Below are 19,657 nucleotides of genomic sequence, written 5' to 3' on the forward strand. Positions count from 1 at the left end.
GCGTCAGGCCGCCGTCGACACGGACTGGAGGCCCTCGACGACCTTCGCGGCGAGCTCACGAGCCGCCGCCCGGGTCGCGGGCTGCAGGTCGCGGAAGACGATGGCGCCTCCGGTAGCGAGCTGCGGGTCATACGGAACACGGAGCACATCGCGCACGCGGGTACGGAAGTGCGCCTCGAGCTCGTCTTGGCGCACGGGCGGGGTTCCGGGCGATGACATGTTGAGCACGACGATCGCGCTCCGCACGTGATCCTCGTAGCCGTTCGCCTCGAGCCACGTGAGCGTCTCGGATGCCAGTCGCGCTTCGTCGATGCTCTGACCCGCGACGACGACCAGCCGGTCGGCGCGCTCGAGTGTGGCGCCCATAACCGAGTGCACGATGCCGGTGCCCGTATCGGTCAGCACGACCGAGTAGTAGTGGGCCGCGACTTCGGCGACCGCGCGATACTCGTCGCCGCTGAAAGCCTCGGCGATTCGCGGATCGGTATCGGATGCGAGCACGTCGAGGCGGGTCTCGTCGCGGGCGACGATGGCCGAGACGTCGTTGTATCCGCGGAGGTTTTCGCGCTCGCGCACCAGATCGCGGACCGTTCGCCCACTCCTTCGCGCGATCCGCTCGGCGAGCGTACCCCGATCGGGGTTGGCGTCGACAGCGATGACGCGGTCGTCGCGCGCGTCGGCGAGGGCCTGTCCGAGCAGCGTGGTGATGGTCGTCTTCCCGACACCGCCCTTGCGCGAAACGATCGCGACGAAGCGTGCCCCGCCGCCGGGCAGGGGGGCCGCGATCCGGCGATCCATCGCCTTGCGCGCGCGGGCGCGCTTGCTGTCACCGATGTTCAGTTTGCCGCCGGACACCGAATACAGCAGGTGCTGCCAAACGCCCTCGGGCTCGGGTCGCGTGACCTGCGCCGGGTCGAGCAGGCGGTCGGCGGTCAGCAGATCGGATGTCTCACGCTCGGCGACATCCGCGAGGTCGCCGATCCTCCGTGAGACCAGCACGGGCGCCTCGGCCTGCGTGGCGCGAGCGACCTCGCGCCGCTCGGCGGGCTGTGCAGCCCGATCGGTCTCATCGTTCATCGTCGTCTCCTTCTCGTCCGGTGCGTCGTCAACCGGTGCTTCGAGATACTCATCGTCCACGTCATCGGCATCCGACGCGTGGGTTTCCGACGCTACGGGTTCTGACGCCGCGGGGGTCGGTTCGAACCCGGTCGGCTCGAAGCCGGTCAGCTCCACCTCATCCACAGGAACGTCATCTGTTTCGGCGTCTTCGACGTAGGTATCGGCAACCGCGAGATCTGCAGACGCGAGGCTCTCGGTAGCGAGATCTTCGGGCGCGAGGTCCTGGGTTGCACGCTCTTCAGATGCCAGCTCTTCGACAACAACCTCCGCGCCGGAGAGATCGTCTGCAGTGGATTCGTCGTCGCCGGTGGATTCTTCGTCGGCCGCGGTGGCCTCGATCGCCGCACCCTCATTCGCGTCGGCGTCACCGTCTTCGGCGAGATCGTCACCCTCGGCGGCAGCCATTGCGGGCAGCTCGATCGTGACGAATCCGCCCTCGAAGGCGATGTCGCCCTCGACGACGTCGTCGTCGTCATCCTCCTCTTCTGAGGGAAGAGCGATGTTGACATGTGCCGTCTGCATGCCCATCAGACCGATGCCCGACGTCTCGACCGAGGGTACGTCGTCGAGGATCCCGTTGTCCGGGTCGTCGTCGGCGCTCGGATCTTTGCCGTGAGGCGTCACTGGAACTCCGGACCTTGCAGTTGGGGGGTGGGACTTGCCCCAGATTAGTGCGCCGGACGCACCACGACCAAAAGGTCACCAGCCTCGACCTGCTGGGTCGCGCCGATCGCGAGGCGCTCGATCACGCCGTCGACGGGCGACGTGATCGCCGCTTCCATCTTCATCGCCTCGATCGAGGCGACCGCCTCCCCCGCGTGGATCGCGTCACCGACGGATGTCTTGAGCGTGACCACTCCGGAGAATGGCGCAGCGATCTGACCGGGCTTCGTCGTGTCAGCCTTCTCGGCTTGTCGAGCCTCGACGGCAATGCTCCGGTCCCGCACGAAAACGGGACGCAGTTGACCGTTCAGCGTCGTCATGACCGTGCGCATGCCCTTGTCGTCGGCCTCGCCGATCGCCTCGAGCCCGACCAGCAGCCGCACGCCCCGCTGGATCTCGACCGCGTGCTCCTCGCCCGGCACGAGACCGTAGAGGTAGTCGGAGGTGTCCAGCAGCGACACATCCCCGAAGACCTCGCGGACCTGAGCGAACTGCCGAGTCGGCACCGGGAACAGCAGTCTGTTGAGCGCTTCGCGGCGCGCGACGGCATCGCCCGCGAGCGCTTCGGAGTCGGCCGGAGCCAACGGTTCAACCTCGATCTTCACGGTGCGCCCGGCCAGCACGGCTGTGCGGAATGGTTCGGGCCATCCGCCCGGCAGATCTCCCAGCTCGCCCGCCATGAATCCGACGACGGAATCCGGGATGTCGTAGTTCTGCGGATTCGCTTCGAAGTCGGCGGGGTCGGCCTTGACGGCCGCGAGGTGCAGGGCGAGGTCGCCGACGACCTTCGACGACGGGGTCACCTTCGGAATGCGTCCGAGGATGCCGTTGGCCGCCGCGTACATGTCCTCGATCAGCTCGAAGTCATCCGCCAATCCGAGCGCGATCGCCTGCTGACGCAGGTTCGACAGTTGCCCTCCCGGAATCTCGTGACGGTAGACCCGGCCCGTGGGGCCCGGCAGACCGGACTCGAACGGGGCATACAGGTGCCGCACGGCCTCCCAGTAGGGCTCGAGGTCCGCGACGGCGTCGAGGTCGAGCCCCGTGTCGCGCTCGGTGTGGGCGAGGGCGGCTACGAGAGACGAGAGGGACGGCTGGCTGGTGGTTCCCGCCATGGGTGCGGATGCCGCATCCACCGCGTCCGCGCCCGCCGCACTCGCGGCGAGGAGCGTCGCGAGCTGTCCACCCGGTGTGTCGTGTGTGTGCACGTGGACCGGCAGGTCGAAGCGCTCACGCAGGGCCGACACGAGCCGCGATGCGGCCTCGGGACGCAGAAGCCCGGCCATGTCCTTGATCGCCAGCACATGGGCACCCGCATCGACGATCTGCTCGGCGAGACGCAGGTAGTAGTCGAGCGTGTACAGGTCTTCCTTCGGGTTCAGCAGGTCGCCCGTGTAACAGACGGCCACTTCGGCGACCGTCGAACCCGTCGCCAGCACGGCATCGATCGCGGGGCGCATCTGCGCAACATCGTTGAGCGCATCGAAAATGCGGAAGATGTCGACACCCGTCGCGGCTGCCTCGCGCACGAACGCATCGGTCACCTCGATCGGGTACGGCGTGTAGCCCACCGTGTTGCGGCCGCGCAGCAGCATCTGAATGGGGATGTTGGGCAGCGCCTCGCGCAGACGCTCCAGGCGCTCCCAGGGGTCCTCCCCGAGGAAGCGCAGCGCGACGTCGTAGGTGGCCCCGCCCCACGCCTCGACCGAGAACAGGTCGGGCGTCAGGCGCGCCACGTAGGGGGCGACCGCGACAAGGTCACGCGTGCGGACACGGGTCGCCAGCAGCGACTGGTGCGCGTCGCGGAAGGTCGTGTCGGTCACGGCGAGCGGCTTCTGCTCGCGGAGCGCGCGAGCGAACCCGGTGGGCCCGAGTTCGAGCAGGCGCTGGCGTCCACCGTCCGGTGCGGGCGCACTCAGGTCGACCTTCGGCAGCTTCATCGCCGGGTCGATCGAGAGCGGATTTTCGCCGTTCGGCTTGTTGACCGTCACATCGACGAGCCAGTTCAGCAGGCGCGTCCCGCGGTCCTTCGACTCCCGTCCCCGCAGCAGCTGGGGACGCTCGTCGATGAACGACGTCGCGATGTCTCCCGCAACGAACGACGGGTCATCGAGCACGGCTTGCAGGAAGGGAATGTTCGTCGAGACGCCACGGATGCGGAACTCTGCCAGGGCACGTCGCGCCCGGGCGACCGCGGCCGGGAAGTCGCGCCCACGGCACGTGAGCTTCGCAAGCATCGAGTCGAAGTGAGGGCTGACCTGCGAACCGGCCGCGGTCGTTCCGCCGTCGAGGCGAATGCCGGCGCCACCAGGAGAACGGTACGTCGTGATCTTGCCCGTGTCGGGGCGGAATCCCTGCGTCGGGTCCTCGGTCGTGATGCGGCACTGCAGCGCCGCGCCCCGCAGGCGAATGTCCTGCTGCTCGAGGCCGAGCTCGGCGAGCGTCTCGCCCGCGGCGATGCGCATCTGCGACTGGACGAGATCGACATCCGTCACCTCTTCGGTGACCGTGTGCTCGACCTGGATGCGCGGGTTCATCTCGATGAAGACGTGCTTTCCGGCGCGCTCCCCCTCGGTGTCCACGAGAAACTCGACCGTACCGGCGTTGACGTAGCCGATCGACTCGGCGAAGGCCACGGCATCCCTGTGGAGTTGCTGGCGCAGCTCGTCGTCGAGGTTCGGCGCGGGCGCGATCTCGATGACCTTCTGGTGCCGTCGCTGCACAGAGCAGTCGCGTTCGAACAGATGGACGGTGTGCCCCTCCGCGTCGGCGAGGATCTGCACCTCGATGTGACGCGGGCGGACGACCGCCTGCTCGAGGAACATGCGCGGGTCGCCGAACGCGCTGTCGGCCTCGCGCATCGCCTCGGCCAGGGCGGGAGCGAGCTCGCCCTTGCTCTCGACTCGGCGCATCCCGCGTCCCCCGCCGCCGGCGACCGCCTTGGCGAAGAGCGGAAAACCGATGCCGTCGGCCTGCGCGAGCAGCTCATCGACGTCCGCGGACGCCTCGGTCGACGCGAGCACGGGCACCCCGGCGGCGATCGCGTGATGCTTGGCCGTGACCTTGTTGCCGGCCATCTCGAGCACCCGCGCGGGCGGTCCGATGAACGCGATGCCGTTGGCGCTGGCGCGCTCGGCAAGGTCCGGATTCTCGGACAGGAATCCGTAGCCGGGATAGATCGCGTCGCATCCACTCTCGAGGGCGACGCGGATGATCTCGTCGACGTCGAGATAGGCCCGCACCGGGTGACCGCGCTCGCCGATCTCGTAGGCCTCATCGGCCTTCAGCCGGTGGAGCGAGTTGCGATCCTCGTAGGGATAGACAGCAACCGTGCGAGCGCCCACTTCATAGGCGGCCCGAAAAGCGCGGATGGCGATCTCACCACGATTTGCGACAAGGATCTTGCGGAACATGACACCTCACAGCTTCGGCGCGTCGACCTGAGTGTGTTCCACAGCCTAGGGGACGGTAACGTAGACGATTGTGCACGTACTCAGCGTCAGTTCCCTCAAGGGCGGGGTCGGAAAGACCACCGTGACGCTCGGGCTTGCCTCCGCGGCATTTGCTCGGGGCGTCCGAACCCTCGTCGTCGACCTCGACCCGCAGTCGGATGTCTCGACCGGCATGGATATCCAGGTGGCCGGCCGACTCAACGTCGCCGACGTACTCGGAAACCCGAAAGAAAAGGTCGTCCGCCAGGCGATCACGTCGAGCGGGTGGGCAAAGGTCCACCCCGGCACGATCGATGTGCTCATCGGCAGCCCCTCGGCCATCAACTTCGACGGTCCGCACCCGAGCGTGCGCGACGTCTGGAAGCTCGAAGAGGCGCTTGCGACGATCGAGGCCGACTACGACCTCGTCCTCGTCGATTGCGCCCCCTCGCTGAACGCCCTGACGCGAACCGCGTGGGCGGCCAGCGACCGGGTCATCGTCGTCTCCGAACCGGGCCTGTTCTCGGTCGCCGCCGCTGATCGCGCGCTGCGTGCGATCGAAGAGATCCGTCGCGGTCTCTCACCGCGACTGCAGCCCCTCGGCATCGTCGTCAACCGGGTGCGCCCGCAGTCGATCGAGCACCAGTTCCGCATCAAGGAGCTGCGCGACATGTTCGGCCCCCTCGTCCTGTCCCCCCAGCTGCCCGAGCGCACGTCGCTGCAGCAGGCGCAGGGCGCGGCAAAGCCGCTGCACATCTGGCCCGGCGATTCCGCCCAAGAACTCGCGGCGGACTTCGACGCGCTGCTCGACCGCGTCATGCGCACCGGCCGCATCCCCGTCCCGGGCGACGCCCGCATCTGAGTTCGACGCACCGCGCAGCAGAAGCTGGCCAGGGCGATCCGCCGACCCAAAGTCCTCGTCTGCCCTCTGTGTGTCCCACTTTTTCGCTCTTGCGTCCCATTTTCCGCCGGTAACTCGCCCTCATACCGAGCGAAAGTGGGACATCGTCTGTCCGGCGGCAGCGGGTCACCGTCACATGGCGAGGCGCCCTCGCCTGCAGACCGGTGCGTTGGTCAGGCCGTGCGGGCCGAGCGGCGAGCGGCGAGCTCGTCGATCGTGTCGACCGTCTGCGGGCCGAACTCGACGAGCGTCGACTCCACCTCGCGCAGCACCTTGCCGACGGCGATGCCGAAGACACCCTGGCCGCGGCTGACCAGGTCGATGACCTCGTCGTTGGACGTGCAGAGATAGACGGATGCTCCATCGCTCATCAGCGTCGTGCCCGCAAGGTCGCGGATACCCGCGGCGCGGAGCTGATCGACCGCAGTGCGAATCTGCTGCAGAGAGATCCCGGTGTCGAGAAGGCGCTTCACGAGCTTGAGCACCAGAATGTCGCGGAATCCGTAAAGTCGCTGCGATCCGGAACCGCTTGCGCCACGAACGGTCGGCTCGACCAGTTCGGTGCGGGCCCAGTAGTCGAGCTGCCGGTACGTGATTCCCGCAGCCCGGGCGGCTACCGCGCCCTTGTAGCCGACCTCGTCGTCCATCGCCGGAAGGCCGTCCGTGAAGAGCAGATCCGAGTCGAAACGCTTCTCGTCGGCGAGTTCGCCAGCGTTCATCGCGTCCTCCTCGCCGGGTTCCGAGACGCAGATTCGCGGCTCATCCCCCACGCTAGGACACCCGCCGTCACCGAGCAACGACATCCGCCGCGACACGCCGGACGACCCGTCGCGAACGTCGAAGCCGTCACGGAAGCAACCGGGTGAGCGCGGATCGCACGAAGATGGCGCGCACCTCATCGAGGCGTCGTGCGAGCTCGGGACCCACTTCGTTCGCTCGTGCACGCGAGGGCGCGTCGGTGCGGTGGGTGAGCGGGGCCAGCGCCTGCTCGATCAACGAGACGTCACGCTCGGCGCTCTGTCGGATCGTTCGGAGGTGACGGGGTTCGATGCCGTGGCTGTCGAGCGAAACGATCGCTCGCAACAACGAGACGCTCTGATCGCCGAACGACTCCGCGGCCGGAAGGATGCCCGACGACACGGCCTCGTTGAAGAGTTGTGGCGTCGCGCCGGCAGCGCGCAACAGTTCGTCCCGGCGGTACCGGCGCCCCTGCGGGTGGATCGTGGGGGGCGGCTGCTGACCCGGGTGACTCGGGTCGCGGCCCGCATCGAGGTCACTGAGATATTCGCGGATGACGCCCAGGGGCAGGTAATGGTCGCGCTGCAACTGGAGTGCCAGCCGAAGTCGGTCGACGTCCGCGGGAGAAAACTTGCGGTACCCGGACTCGGTGCGGGTCGGCGTGACGATGCCCTGAACTTCCAAGAAGCGAAGCTTCGATGTCGTGAGGGAGGGAAACTCCGGCGTGAGCCGAGCCAGCACCTGCCCGATACTGAGCAGTCCCGCGCCTGCCGCGGAGTTTCGAGAAAGAGCCGCGGGCATCAGCCGTCCGCCGGCAACGGCAGATCGACCGGAGAGATGAAGAAGGTCAGACGGAACTTTCCGATCCGCACTTCGGCACCGTTGACGAGCAGGGCGCGATCAACGCGCTCCCCATCGACATAGCTGCCGTTCAGCGAGCGCTGATCGACGAGCTCGAATCCTTCGGGACGTCGCGTGATTTCGGCGTGGCGACGAGAGACGGTCACGTCATCGAAGAAGATGTCTGCCTCGGGGTGGCGACCCACGGTGGCGACCTCAGAATCGAGCAGATATCGCGCACCGGCCGTCGGGCCCGACCGGACGAGCAGCAATGCCGCTCGCGCGGGGAGAGCCGAAATGGCGTCCAGTTCGGCTTGCGAGAGCTCGGAACCGAACGGGACGAACGAGAGGTCGGAATCGTGTCCGAACGTCTGGGTCGTATCGGGCGTGGAATGCGCCGGCTCTGCCTCGCGGCGCATGGCCGGGGGCGCCTGGTCTTGCTGTTCTGACACGCTGTCCTCCTCGCGGTCCAGACTAGCCGATCGGATCCACGCGCGACGGGCCACGCCTTCTCCATGCAGTCTCGCCCGCACCCCGGCCGGCGCCCAGGGACCCTCGATTAGTCTCGAAGGGTGAAGTCTCAGCCGCGTCGACGCCCGTCCGCCATTCGACGTCCCGGCCTCGCCGTGTTGCTGGTTGCGTTGTGCGCGTTCTTCGTCGCCGCGCCTTCCGCCGCCTTCGCGCACGACGAGTTGATCGGTAGCACCCCCGACGACGGCGAGATCGTCGAGACAGGCCCGAGCGCGATCGACCTGCGCTTCAGCGCTAATCCCCTCGAGGGCGAGGGCGCGACCGAAGTCCTCGTGATCGATCCTTCGGGTGCCGAGGTCCAGCAGGGCGACCCGATCCTCGATCGGAACGGCGTGATCCAGGAGTTGTCCGGCACCGACGAGCGCGGCACCTACAGGGTCGTCTGGCGCATCGTCTCCAGCGACGGTCACCCCATTTCGGGTGAGCTGACGTTCTCGGTCGGCGAGACATCCGTGCCCGCCGATATTCCCACGACGACCGACGCCGAAGGGGAAGATGCAACGGATGCCGGGGGCTTCGATCTCACCCCGATCTGGATCGTCGTCGGCATCGTCGTGGTCGGTCTCGGCGGCGCTGTCGTGGCCATCCTGATGGCACGGGCACGGGGCCGCAACGGCGGAGTTTGAACGGTACCGGAACGGGTTTTGAGCCCGGCACGGGACCCTCGCGCGGGGTCTAGGCTTGAAGGTATGCCTCACTACGACGTCGTCATTCTCGGTGCTGGCCCCGGCGGATATGTCGCGGCCGTGCGAAGCGCTCAGCTCGGTCTTTCGGTAGCCATCATCGAGCAGAAGTACTGGGGCGGTGTGTGCCTGAACGTCGGGTGCATCCCCTCGAAGGCGCTCCTGCGCAACGCCGACCTCGCCCACGTGTTCACCCACCAGGCCGAGCAGTTCGGCATTTCGGGTGACGTGCACTTCGACTTCGGCACCGCGTGGGACCGCAGCCGCAAGGTCGCCGACACGCACGTCAAGGGCATCCACTTCTTGATGAAGAAGAACAAGGTCATCGAGTACGAGGGCAAGGGTTCGTTCGTCGACGCGAACACGATCGACGTAGCCAAGGCCGACGGTCAATCCGAGCGCCTGACGTTCGACAACGCGATCATCTCCACGGGCGCGAAGGTCCGCCTCCTCCCCGGCGTCGAGCTGAGCGAGAACGTCGTGACGTACGAAGAGCAGATCATGACGCGCGGCCTGCCGAAGTCCATCGTGATCGTCGGTGCCGGCGCGATCGGCATGGAGTTCGCCTTCATCATGACGAACTTCGGCGTCAAGGTGACGATCATCGAGTTCCTCGACCGGGCGCTCCCGAACGAGGACGCGGATGTCTCGAAAGAGATCGCCCGCCAGTACAAGAAGTACGGCGTCGACATCCTGACGTCCACCAAGGTCGAGTCGGTCACCGACCACGGCGATCACGTGACCGTGACCTACACCCCCAATAGCGGCGGCGAGACGCAGTCCATCGACTCTGACAAGGTCATGATGTCGATCGGGTTCGCGGCCAACGTCGAGGGCTACGGACTCGAGAACACGGGCGTGAAGCTGACCGATCGCGGTGCGATCGAGATCGACGACTTCATGCACACGAACGTCCCCCACATCTACGCAATCGGTGACGTGACGGCGAAGCTGCAGCTCGCGCACGTCGCCGAGGCTCAGGGCGTGGTCGCTGCCGAGACGATCGGCAAGGCCGAGACGATGGCGCTCGGCGACTATCGCATGATGCCGCGTGCGACGTTCTGCTCGCCGCAGGTCGCGTCGTTCGGCCTGACCGAGCAGCAGGCTCGCGACGCCGGTCACGAGATCAAGGTCGCGAAGTTCCCGTTCTCGGCGAACGGCAAGGCCAACGGCCTCGGCGAGCCCATCGGATTCGTCAAGCTGATCGCCGACGCCGAGCACCTCGAGCTTCTCGGCGGTCACCTGATCGGCCCCGACGTGTCCGAACTGCTCCCCGAGCTCACGCTGGCGCAGAAGTGGGACCTCACGGCTCTCGAGGCGGCACGCAACGTTCACACGCACCCGACCCTGTCGGAAGCCGTGCAGGAAGCCTTCCACGGCCTCGCCGGTCACATGATCAACATGTGAGCCGAAAGGACTCAATGCGCGCGAAGAGCGCGTTGAGTCCTTTGCGGCTCAGGTTGAGCGAGCGCAGCGAGTCGAAACCAACAGACGCGCATAGTCAATGCGTTTCGACTCGTCGCTACGCTCCTCGCTCAACGACCGGACGTTGCGCACAGTCCGCTCGTCAGCGACCGAGGGCGCGCTGCAGCTTCGAACCGGATGCCGCGGGCACTCCCCCGACGGCGGCGACGGCGGCATCGACCGCCGCGAAGAACTCGGCGCGGCCACGCTCATCCGCGGGCGCGGCGGGGCCGAGCTCGACCTCCCATTCGCGCCAGTTCGTCGCGGCACCCGTCTGGAGGTCTGTGGCCTGGACGTGGTCGTCGACGAACTCGGCGATGACGGCGCCCGAGGCATCCTGAAGCAGGATCGCGTGCCGTTGGTTCCGAACGCGCGCGATGGGGCGTAGTTCTTCTTCGCCGCACCATTCGGTCACCGACGAGCGAACATCGGTGGGCACAGCAACCGTGAGCGGATCGGACGGCAGCGCCTCGCCCAGCGGCCATCCCCACTCGTGGCGACCATCGGCGGCGCTGGACTTGACGTGCCACCCCTCATCAGGACCACCCGTCCGGCGACGCACCGCGACAGCACGACGGGAGAGAGAGAGCTCTGCCGTGTCGAAATAGATCGCATCCAGCGGCCGCAACTCGGGCGGCCAGACACCGGCCACACCCGGAAGCGAGGCCAGATCCGGCAACCGGGTGGCCTCGCTCACGTCGTATTTGCGCTCGACCTCGATCGAGCGCGTCGGCTCACTCGTCGCTCGGCCTGATCTCTTGCGTCTCTTCGACGTAAACGAACGTGGCCTGCGTGGGGCCATCCGATTCGCCGGTCTGCTCGAGCTCGCCCTGACGGCGGTAGACGATCTGACCTTCGCTGTAGGGCAGGACGAGCGAGTCGTCGTCGGCATCTTCGAGGGGTACCACCTGGCCGTCGAGGGGCCCTCCGGAAAGTCGTGCAATAGACATAATTCCTCCTTCTTCGACCCTACCCCGCGGGTACGACAGGACCCCGTTCGCCGCGGTCGGATCACGTCAGATGAGACGCCTATGATCAGTCGCATGAAGGCCATTCGCACGTTCACGGTCCGACCCGTCCTCGCCGAAAGCATCGCGGCACTCGACACGCTCGCCGCCAACTGGCGTTGGTCGTGGAGTCGCGCCACGCACGCCCTCTTCGAGTCCATGGATCCCGCGGTCTGGGCGAAGGTCGGAGAGAACCCGGCCCGGATGCTCGGGGCGCTGGGGCAGGAGCGCCTGGACGCCCTCGCCCGCGATGACGCCTTCGTCGACCGCGTCACGGAAGAGGCCGATCGCCTCGAGGCGTATCTGACGCAGCCGCGGTGGTTCCAGCGCGTCCAGGGCCCGAAGCCCGAGCACATCGCGTACTTCTCCCCCGAGTTCGGGGTCGATGGTTCGCTCCCCCAGTACTCGGGTGGCCTCGGCATCCTGGCCGGCGATCACCTCAAGAGCTGCTCGGACCTCGGCGTGCCACTGACCGGCATCGGGCTGTTCTACCGCGCGGGGTACTTCCGCCAATCGATCGGCGACGACGGCTGGCAGCGCGAGAGCTATCCGCTGCTCGACCCCCACGGCCTCGGCCTGACGCTGCTGCGCGACGAAGCCGGTACCCCGGTCGAGGTGTCGCTCGACATCACCGGCGGTCGCGTGCTGCACGCGCGCATCTGGGTCGCCGACATCGGACGCGTGCCTCTCCTGCTGCTCGACTCCGAGACGCCCTCGAACACGGAAGAGATGCGTCGGGTCACCGACCGTCTCTACGGCGGTGGTGGCGAGCATCGCTTGCTACAAGAGGCACTGCTCGGAATCGGCGGCGTTCGCGCCCTGCGCGCCTGGTGCCGTGTCACCAGCCGGCCCGAGGCCGATGTTTATCACACGAACGAGGGCCACGCGGGACTGCAGGGCATCGAGCGGATGTCCGAGCTCATCACCCACGATGGCCTGACGTTCGACGAGGCCCTGGCGCAGGTGCGCGCGTCGACGGTGTTCACGACGCACACTCCCGTTCCCGCCGGAATCGACCGATTCCCGAAGGATCTGATCGCCGACTACCTGACCGCCGGTGTCGTCAGCGGCATCGATCCGCAGCGCGCCCTCGCGCTCGGGCTCGAGAGCTGGCCGGGCGGCGACCCGAGCGTGTTCAACATGGCCGTGCTCGGCCTGCACCTCGGGCAGCACGCGAATGGCGTCTCACTGCTGCACGGCGAGGTGAGTCGCGGAATGTTCGGTCAGCTGTGGCCGGGCGTCGACACCGACGAGGTTCCCATCACCTCGATCACGAACGGCGTCCACCCGCCGACCTGGCTGCACCCCGCCCTCAAGGGCCTGAGCGAGCGGGCCTTCGGCGACGCCCACGTCGAGACCCATGACTGGACGGATGTCGCGCGCGTCTCAGACCGTGAGCTCTGGGACACCCGCTCGACGATGAAGGGCGAGCTGGTCGACGAGGCGCGCAGCCGCACCGGCCTCGCCGGCGTGCTCGATCCCGAGGCACTCACGATCGGGTTCGCGCGTCGCGTGCCGACCTACAAGCGTCTGACCCTCATGCTGCGGGATCCCGAGCGGTTGACGCGGATCCTGACCGACCCCGAGCATCCGGTGCAGATCATCGTCGCCGGAAAGTCACACCCCGCGGATGACTCGGGCAAGCAGATGATCCAGGAGCTCGTGCGTTTCAGCCGCGACCCGAAGGTGCGTGGGCGGATCGTCTTCCTGCCCGACTACGACATCTCGCTCGCCAAGACGCTCTTCCCGGGCTGCGACGTGTGGCTGAACAACCCGATCCGGCCGCTCGAGGCATCCGGAACGTCCGGTATGAAGGCGGCGCTCAACGGAGCGCTCAACCTGTCGATCCTCGACGGATGGTGGGACGAGTGGTTCGACGGGCAGAACGGCTGGGCGATCCCCACGGCCGATACGGCGGGATCGGACGACGAGCGAGACGATGCCGAGGCATCCGCTCTCTACGACCTGATCGAGCACCAGCTGGTGCCGAAGTTCTTCGACCGCACGGACGGTGTGCCGAGCGAATGGCTCGGGATGGTGCGGCACACGATGAAGGTGCTCGGACAGAAGGCGACGAGCGACCGGATGGTGCGGGAATACGTCGCCCGCCTGTACACCCCGGCGTCCGAGCATGCCACCGAGCTGCGCGCCGATGACTTCGCGCTGGCGCGTGAGCTCGCGGCGTACACGGAACACGTGCGGGCCGCATGGCCGTCAGTGCACATCGCGAGCGTGGACGGGTCGGGCATCGCCCAGCAGGCGGCGGCGGGTGACGTGCTCGAGGTGCGCGCCGCGGTTGCACTCGATGGGCTTTCCGCCGCGGATGTCGCCGTGCAACTCGTGTGCGGCACGACGGATGCCGAGGACGCCATCACGGGCGAGCGCTCGATCGTGCCGCTCACGCCGTCCGGCGACGCGGTCGACGGGCTGACAATATTCACGGGCACCGTGCCGCTGGCCGTGACGGGTCCGTTCGGCTACACGGTGCGGGTCGTGCCGACGCATCCGCAGCTCGTCTCGGATGTCGAGCTCGGCCTCGTCACGTACGCCTCGTAATCCGTGCGACCGTTTGTGCTGCTCGCCACGCGGGCCGAGGACCTGCCCGCGGACGAGGAGTACGCCGCGATGCTGCGCGCCGCCGGGCTCGACGAGCGCGATCTGATCCGGGTGCGGCTGGAGGCCGGGCCGATGCCCGCTCTGGATCTCGACTCTCTGTCGGGCATCATCGTCGGCGGCGGCCCGTTCAACGCTTCGGACGCGCCCGAAGCGAAATCGCCGGTGCAGCAACGCGTCGAGGCGGAATTCGCGACGCTGCTCGACCGGGTCGTTCCGGCCGACTTCCCGTTCTTCGGGGCCTGCTACGGCATCGGCACACTGGGCGCGCACGAGGGCGCGGTGATCGACAGAACGTTCGGTGAGCCGATCAGCGTCGTGCCGGTCACACTCACCGATGAGGGCGCGCGCGACCCGCTCTTCGCGGGGTTACCGACAGAGTTCGGGGCGTTCGTCGGACACAAAGAGGCGGTGTCGCGACTGCCCGCACACGCCGTGCACCTGGCATCCTCGGCCGGATGTCCCGTCCAAGCCTTCCGCGTCGGACAAAACGTCTACGCAACGCAGTTCCATCCCGAACTCGACGTCGACGGCATCACGACGCGCATCCACGCATACGCGGGCCACGGATACTTCGCCGCGCACGAACTCGAGCTGACCCTGGCGGCCGTGCGCACGGCGCCGGTGTCGCATCCGTCACGGATGCTCCGGACCTTCGTCGAGCGCTACGCGCGCGACTGAACAAGAAAAGCCGAGCGCTACGACGGCGGCTGAGCGCTGAGGCCCGCGAGCGGTCAGGCCACGAGGCGGACGGGCACGGATGTCTCGAGCTCGGGCCGCACGCGCGCGAGGGCCGGGCCGAGCCCTAGGTCGACGAGCCGGATCGCGCCCGCGAACTCGGGCCCGCGTCCCCGGACGAGGCCGGCCTTCAGGGCGCCGAAGGTCACGGTGACATCGGCCGGGAGGACGGCATCGTCCGCCGAACCGTCGTCGGGGTGCAGCCCGCTCGGCAGGTCGACCGCGACGACGCGCGGCCGGTCGGGGGCGCCCGATCGGACCGCGGGAATCAGCGTCTCGACGGCGGCGCGAGCAATGCCGCGCAAAGCAGGCGTGGCCGAGGTACCGATCCCCAGAATTCCGTCGACGATCACGCGATAGCCGGCGGCGCCGGCGCGCACGTCGTCGAGACCGACGCACCGTGTACCGGCGCGGCGGGCGGCACCCAGCCCCTCACTGTGCGCGCGGTCGGACGTCAGCAGCAGATCCACGCGCACGCCCGAGGCCGCGAGCGAGGCCGCCGCGAAGAGCGCGTCCCCGCCGTTGTTGCCCGTGCCTGCGAGCACCAGGACCGGCCCCGCGGGTTCAACGGATGCCTCGAGCAGGTCGTGAACGCACGCGTCTGTGGCCGCGGCGGCTCGGGCCATGAGGGGCTCACCCGCCTCCAATAAGGGCTGCTCCGCGGCACGGACCGCTAGGGCCGAGTAGGCGGGTGTGAGGACGCCGATGTCGCTCATTTTTTTCCCTTCGGTTCGGCGAGCGCCGTTTCGCGCTCTTTCTTTTCGTCTTCGCGGGCTCGGTCCAGCTCTGCTTTCGCCGCCTCCAATGCGATCTCCGAGCGCCGGACGCGCCGCGCGAGAAAGGTGGGGGCGCCGTATCGCGAGCGCACGCGATCTCGATCATCCTCGATGCCGGTCAAGACGTAGGCCGCAGAAATCAGAATGACCTGACTCGAGAGGTTGAACCAGAGCAGCAGGGCGATGAGCGCCGCGAACGAAGCGAGCAGCGGGTTGGCGCGCGCTCCCCCGACGAACAGGCCTGACAACTGCTGGAGCACGACGAGCCCGAATCCGCCGATCAGCGCGCCGGTCCAGAGTGCTCGCTTCGGCGCCTTGACGCCGGACAGCACGATGAACATGACGGCGATGACCAGCGTGTCGAGCACGAAGACGACGACCGCCGACAGCAGCCACGTTCCCCAGGAGGACAGCGGATGATCGGCCGGCACACCGAACCATCCACCGACGACATCGACCAGGGCAGTGCCGAAGAATGTCACGCCCGCAGCGACCACGAGGGCAACGCCCACACCGACCGCCACGGCGAGGTTCCGCAGCAGCGCCCAGACGATGAAGATGTCTTCGTTGGGCTGATCGGCGAGCGAGCGCAGCGCCGAACGCACCTGACCCACGGAACCGATCGCCGCACCGATCAGACCGATCGACGACAGCACACCCGTCAGACTCAGGCCGGCAGGAGCTTGGATGTCGGATGGATCGACCAGCCCGTCCTCGCCGACGAGACCGGGGATGACCGAGTTGACCGCGTTCAGAAGCGCTTGCCACGCGACCGCATCGCCCGAGAGCCACAGCGCCGCGATCGAGAACCCGAGCAGGACGGCCGCGAAGACCGCGAACAGCAGGCGGTAGGTGATGCTGTCGGCGAGCATCGGTCCGCGGTGCTCGGAGTAGAGAAGGAATGCGCGGATGGGCTTGCGCTGCAATGCCCACGCGATGATCCGGGCGATGGGTGGTCGGGGCGCCTGCGCGGATGCTTCGGTGTCGGCCATCAGGTCAGGCTAATCGCGCACACGCCACCGTGCAGCGTCTTGACAGCCGAGACATCCGCTCACACTCATCCGACCGACCGATCCCGGACGCCGCGGTGGCAATGGCGTCGCGCGCACCGGGACGCGCGCACCCTCGCCCCTAGGATGGAGCGCGGCAGGAGAGGTGTACACACGTGCGCGGTATTTATCAGACGTTGGTGCAATCGGGGGCGGTGAGCGCCGGGGTTATGGCGACCGCGCTCGAGCAGTTCGGCGATACCTCCGAGCTCGAACGCCACCTGGTCGATCGGGGGCTCGTCTCGGAGTGGCAGCTGGCTGAGGCCGTCGCGACCCACACCGGCCATCGTGCCGTCGACATCTCGGCCGTCGTCATCGATCCGCACACGATCGCGCTCGTTCCCGGAACACTCAGCCGCCGCTACCGCATCCTGCCCCTCGAACACACCGGCGACCGACTCCTCCTCGGCATGGTCGATCCGACCGACATCATCGCGATCGATGACGTCACGAGTGTGACCGATCTGCGCGTCGAGCCGGTCGTGGTCGCCGCGGACGCGCTCCAGCGTGCGTTCGAGCGCTACCTCCGCTCCGACGAAGAGCTGAGCGACCTCTCCGAACAGATCGGCGAGACCAACGAGAGCGCGACGATCTCGTTCACGGCGTCCCTCGATGATCAGGATGCCGACGCGCCGGTCGTGCGATTCGTGAACCTGCTGATCGCCCAGGCCATCAATGACCGGGCCAGCGACATCCACGTCGAACCCGGCGAGCATCAGCTGACCGTGCGCTTCCGCATCGACGGTGTGCTTCATGAGATGCAGCGAGCCGACCGCGCCATCCAGGACGGGATCATCTCGCGCTTGAAGATCATGTCCTCCGTCGACATCGCCGAGCGCCGGCGACCGCAGGACGGGCGCCTATCGGTGCACCACGAGGGACGCCAGATCGACCTGCGCGTGGCGACCCTGCCCACGGTCTGGGGCGAGAAGATCGTGATGCGCATCCTCGACAACACGGGTCAGTCGATGGCGATGACCGACCTGCAGATGTCGCCGGGCAACCTGGAGCGGTTTGCGAAGGCCATCCATCGCCCGCACGGCATGGTGCTGGTGACAGGCCCCACAGGATCGGGAAAGTCCACGACGCTCTACACGGCCCTCCGCGACGTCGCGAACCCGCGCGTGAACGCCATCACCGTCGAGGACCCCGTGGAGTACCGAATCGCGGGCATCAACCAGGTGCAGGTCAACAACCGCGCCGGGCTGACCTTCGGCGCCGCACTTCGTTCGATCCTGCGGAGTGACCCCGACATCGTGCTGGTGGGCGAAATCCGCGACCACGAGACGGCCGTCATCTCGATCGAGGCCTCGCTGACGGGCCACATGGTTCTCTCGACACTCCATACGAACGATGCGCCGAGCGCGCTTCCCCGGCTGGTCGAGATCGGCTGCGAACCGTTCCTCGTTGCGACGGCCCTCACCGCCGTCGTCGCGCAGCGTCTCGCCCGGCGCCTCTGCATCCAGTGCCGGACTCCCGTCACCGAAACGAGCGAGCTGCTGAGGTCCCTCGGCTTCCCGCACGATCCATCCGATCCTCCGCAGGTGTATCGCGCCGCCGGATGCCCCATTTGTTCCGGAACGGGCTACCGCGGCCGCATCGCGCTGCATGAGGTCATGACGATCGACGACCGGCTCGAAGAACTGGTCGTCGCGCGTGCAACGGGCACCGAGATGCGTCAGGCGGCGCTCGCCGCCGGCATGGTCTCGCTGCGCGAGGACGGTTGGAGCAAGGTCACGCAGGGCCTGACCACGATCGAAGAGGTTCTGCGCGTCTCCATCTGACTTGCCGAGAACAGGAGATTCGGCGAGAACAGGACAAAATCAGCCCATCCGTCCTGTTTCGGACGGATCTCCTGTTTTCGATCAGGCGGTCTGGCTGAGCTCGCCGTACAGCGAGAAGATCGGCAGGTAGAGCGAAATCACCATTCCGCCGATCAAAATGCCGATGCCGACGATCAGCACGGGTTCGATCGTCGCCGTGAGCTGATCGGTAGCCGTCTCGACCTCGTTCTCGTAGAGGTCGGCGATGCTTGAGAGCATCTCGGACAGGGTGCCCGACTCCTCCCCGACCGACACCATCTGCGCCACCATCGACGGGAACACCGCGGCCTTCGCGAGGGGCGCCGCGAACGAGCGTCCCTGCCGGATCGAGTCCTGGATGTCGTGGACGGCCTGCTCGATCACGATGTTGTTCGAGGCCTGCCCGACGATCGACAGCGCCTGGACGAGCGGAACCCCCGCCTGCAGCATCATCGCGAGGTTGCGTGTGAAGCGGGCCACGGCGATCTTGGTCGCCAGAGGGCCGAACACCGGCAGTCTCAGCTTCAGCGGATCGATGAAGCGACGGACGCGGTCGGTTCGGCGGTTGCGTGTCCACCACACCCACCCGGCGAGCGCGAGCACGACTAGCAGCGGAAGGATCCACATCATGTTGTGCGAGAGCGTGACGAGGATCTGTGTCGGCAGCGGCAGGGCCGAACCGATCCCCGTGAACATGCTCTCGAAGATCGGGACGATGAACGTCACCATCACCAGAACACCGAGGACCGCGATGACGAGCACGACGAGCGGGTAGGTCGTGGCCGTCCGGATCTTGTTCTGCAGCTCGGCCTCTTTGCCGTAGGTCTCGGCGATCGAGGTGAGCGCCTGACCGAGGAATCCGCCCGTCTCGCCGACGCGCACGAGGCTCACCATCAGGGGCGGGAAGACATCCGGATGCCTCGCCAGAGCGATCGAGAGCGACGCACCGGACTCGACGTCGGCGTGCACCGCGATGAGGGCACTCTGCAACTGCTTGCCCTCGGTCTGCTCGATCAGGATGCCGAGCGTTCGCATGAGCGGCAGGCCCGCGTTGATGAGGCCGGCCATCTGTTTCGCCATCACGGCGAGCTCCGCCACCTTCACCCGTTTGCGCATGCCGGGCAGCGAGACATCCCGGTTCAGCCCGGTCTTCGACACGGGAACGACCGAGACGGGTGTTAGTCCCTGCACACGCAGCTTTGAGACGACGGCGTTCTCGCTCACGGCCTCGAGCGTGCCCTTGACGATCGCACCGCCGGAGTTGTCGACGGCCCGATAGCTGTATTCCTGGAGCAGTGCCAT

Annotated in this window: 16 protein-coding genes; 6 read left to right on the top strand and 10 right to left on the bottom strand. The window is 67.4% G+C overall.

Features of this window, described 5'->3' with window-relative positions:
• Positions 1-3 precede the first annotated feature (3 nt).
• A complete protein-coding gene (locus CGU34_RS00265; protein WP_036296457.1) occupies positions 4-1,743 on the bottom strand; it encodes a MinD/ParA family ATP-binding protein in 1,740 nt (579 codons plus the stop codon).
• Between the two features lie 44 nt (positions 1,744-1,787).
• Entirely contained in the window at positions 1,788-5,195 is a 3,408-nt protein-coding gene (locus CGU34_RS00270; protein ID WP_100812886.1) for a pyruvate carboxylase, read from the bottom strand.
• A gap of 70 nt (positions 5,196-5,265) precedes the next feature.
• On the opposite strand from CGU34_RS00270, the gene CGU34_RS00275 reads away from it, so the two are divergent.
• Positions 5,266-6,075, top strand: coding sequence for a ParA family protein (locus tag CGU34_RS00275; protein ID WP_036296460.1), 810 nt, complete (start codon positions 5,266-5,268; stop codon positions 6,073-6,075).
• Positions 6,076-6,287: 212 nt separating this feature from the next.
• On the opposite strand, the gene CGU34_RS00280 is transcribed toward CGU34_RS00275, so the two are convergent.
• From CGU34_RS00280 to CGU34_RS00290, 3 genes are all read right to left on the bottom strand, one after another.
• Complete coding sequence (locus CGU34_RS00280; protein ID WP_036296483.1) at positions 6,288-6,833, bottom strand: MerR family transcriptional regulator; 546 nt, start codon at positions 6,831-6,833, stop codon at positions 6,288-6,290.
• Between the two features lie 127 nt (positions 6,834-6,960).
• On the bottom strand, positions 6,961-7,653 hold the full coding sequence (gene ftsR, locus CGU34_RS00285; protein ID WP_036296462.1) for a transcriptional regulator FtsR: 693 nt from the start codon (positions 7,651-7,653) through the stop codon (positions 6,961-6,963).
• Positions 7,653-8,111, bottom strand: a complete 459-nt coding sequence (locus CGU34_RS00290; RefSeq protein ID WP_036296485.1) for an FHA domain-containing protein — start codon at positions 8,109-8,111, stop codon at positions 7,653-7,655. Before CGU34_RS00290 ends, ftsR begins: the two co-directional genes overlap by 1 nt.
• A 153-nt stretch (positions 8,112-8,264) precedes the next feature.
• Between CGU34_RS00290 and CGU34_RS00295 the strand changes: the two genes are divergently transcribed.
• Together CGU34_RS00295 and lpdA are read left to right on the top strand one after the other, a co-directional pair.
• Entirely contained in the window at positions 8,265-8,849 is a 585-nt protein-coding gene (locus tag CGU34_RS00295) for a copper resistance CopC family protein (protein WP_081766172.1), read from the top strand.
• Between the two features lie 63 nt (positions 8,850-8,912).
• The gene (lpdA, locus tag CGU34_RS00300; RefSeq protein ID WP_100812887.1) at positions 8,913-10,313 is read left to right on the top strand and encodes a dihydrolipoyl dehydrogenase; all 1,401 of its coding nucleotides are present in this window, start codon (positions 8,913-8,915) and stop codon (positions 10,311-10,313) included.
• 160 nt (positions 10,314-10,473) lie between these two features.
• On the opposite strand, the gene CGU34_RS00305 is transcribed toward lpdA, so the two are convergent.
• On the bottom strand, positions 10,474-11,172 hold the full coding sequence (locus tag CGU34_RS00305) for a CYTH domain-containing protein (RefSeq protein WP_100812888.1): 699 nt from the start codon (positions 11,170-11,172) through the stop codon (positions 10,474-10,476).
• Positions 11,105-11,320, bottom strand: coding sequence for a hypothetical protein (locus CGU34_RS00310; protein WP_036296464.1), 216 nt, complete (start codon positions 11,318-11,320; stop codon positions 11,105-11,107). The genes CGU34_RS00305 and CGU34_RS00310 overlap by 68 nt, the downstream gene beginning before the upstream one ends.
• A gap of 93 nt (positions 11,321-11,413) precedes the next feature.
• Here CGU34_RS00310 and glgP point away from each other — a divergent pair, with 93 nt between their 5' ends.
• Positions 11,414-13,933 carry an alpha-glucan family phosphorylase gene (glgP, locus tag CGU34_RS00315; RefSeq protein WP_100812907.1) on the top strand — a complete coding sequence of 840 codons (2,520 nt, stop codon included), beginning with the start codon at positions 11,414-11,416 and terminating at the stop codon, positions 13,931-13,933.
• Positions 13,934-13,936: 3 nt separating this feature from the next.
• Positions 13,937-14,671 (top strand): glutamine amidotransferase, encoded by a 735-nt coding sequence (locus CGU34_RS00320; RefSeq protein ID WP_100812889.1) that lies wholly within the window; start codon positions 13,937-13,939, stop codon positions 14,669-14,671.
• Between the two features lie 53 nt (positions 14,672-14,724).
• On the opposite strand, the gene CGU34_RS00325 is transcribed toward CGU34_RS00320, so the two are convergent.
• A complete protein-coding gene (locus tag CGU34_RS00325; protein ID WP_100812890.1) occupies positions 14,725-15,444 on the bottom strand; it encodes an NAD(P)H-hydrate epimerase in 720 nt (239 codons plus the stop codon).
• Positions 15,441-16,496, bottom strand: a complete 1,056-nt coding sequence (locus CGU34_RS00330; protein ID WP_100812891.1) for a YihY/virulence factor BrkB family protein — start codon at positions 16,494-16,496, stop codon at positions 15,441-15,443. The genes CGU34_RS00325 and CGU34_RS00330 overlap by 4 nt, the downstream gene beginning before the upstream one ends.
• Before the next feature lie 212 nt (positions 16,497-16,708).
• Between CGU34_RS00330 and CGU34_RS00335 the strand changes: the two genes are divergently transcribed.
• Positions 16,709-18,337, top strand: coding sequence for a GspE/PulE family protein (locus tag CGU34_RS00335; RefSeq protein WP_232711477.1), 1,629 nt, complete (start codon positions 16,709-16,711; stop codon positions 18,335-18,337).
• Between the two features lie 81 nt (positions 18,338-18,418).
• Here CGU34_RS00335 and CGU34_RS00340 read toward each other — a convergent pair whose 3' ends face one another.
• The gene (locus CGU34_RS00340; RefSeq protein WP_036296471.1) at positions 18,419-19,657 is read right to left on the bottom strand and encodes a type II secretion system F family protein; all 1,239 of its coding nucleotides are present in this window, start codon (positions 19,655-19,657) and stop codon (positions 18,419-18,421) included.

This window comes from Microbacterium lacus (genome assembly GCF_002812805.1).
GTDB classification, from domain to species: Bacteria; Actinomycetota; Actinomycetes; order Actinomycetales; family Microbacteriaceae; genus Microbacterium; species Microbacterium lacus_A.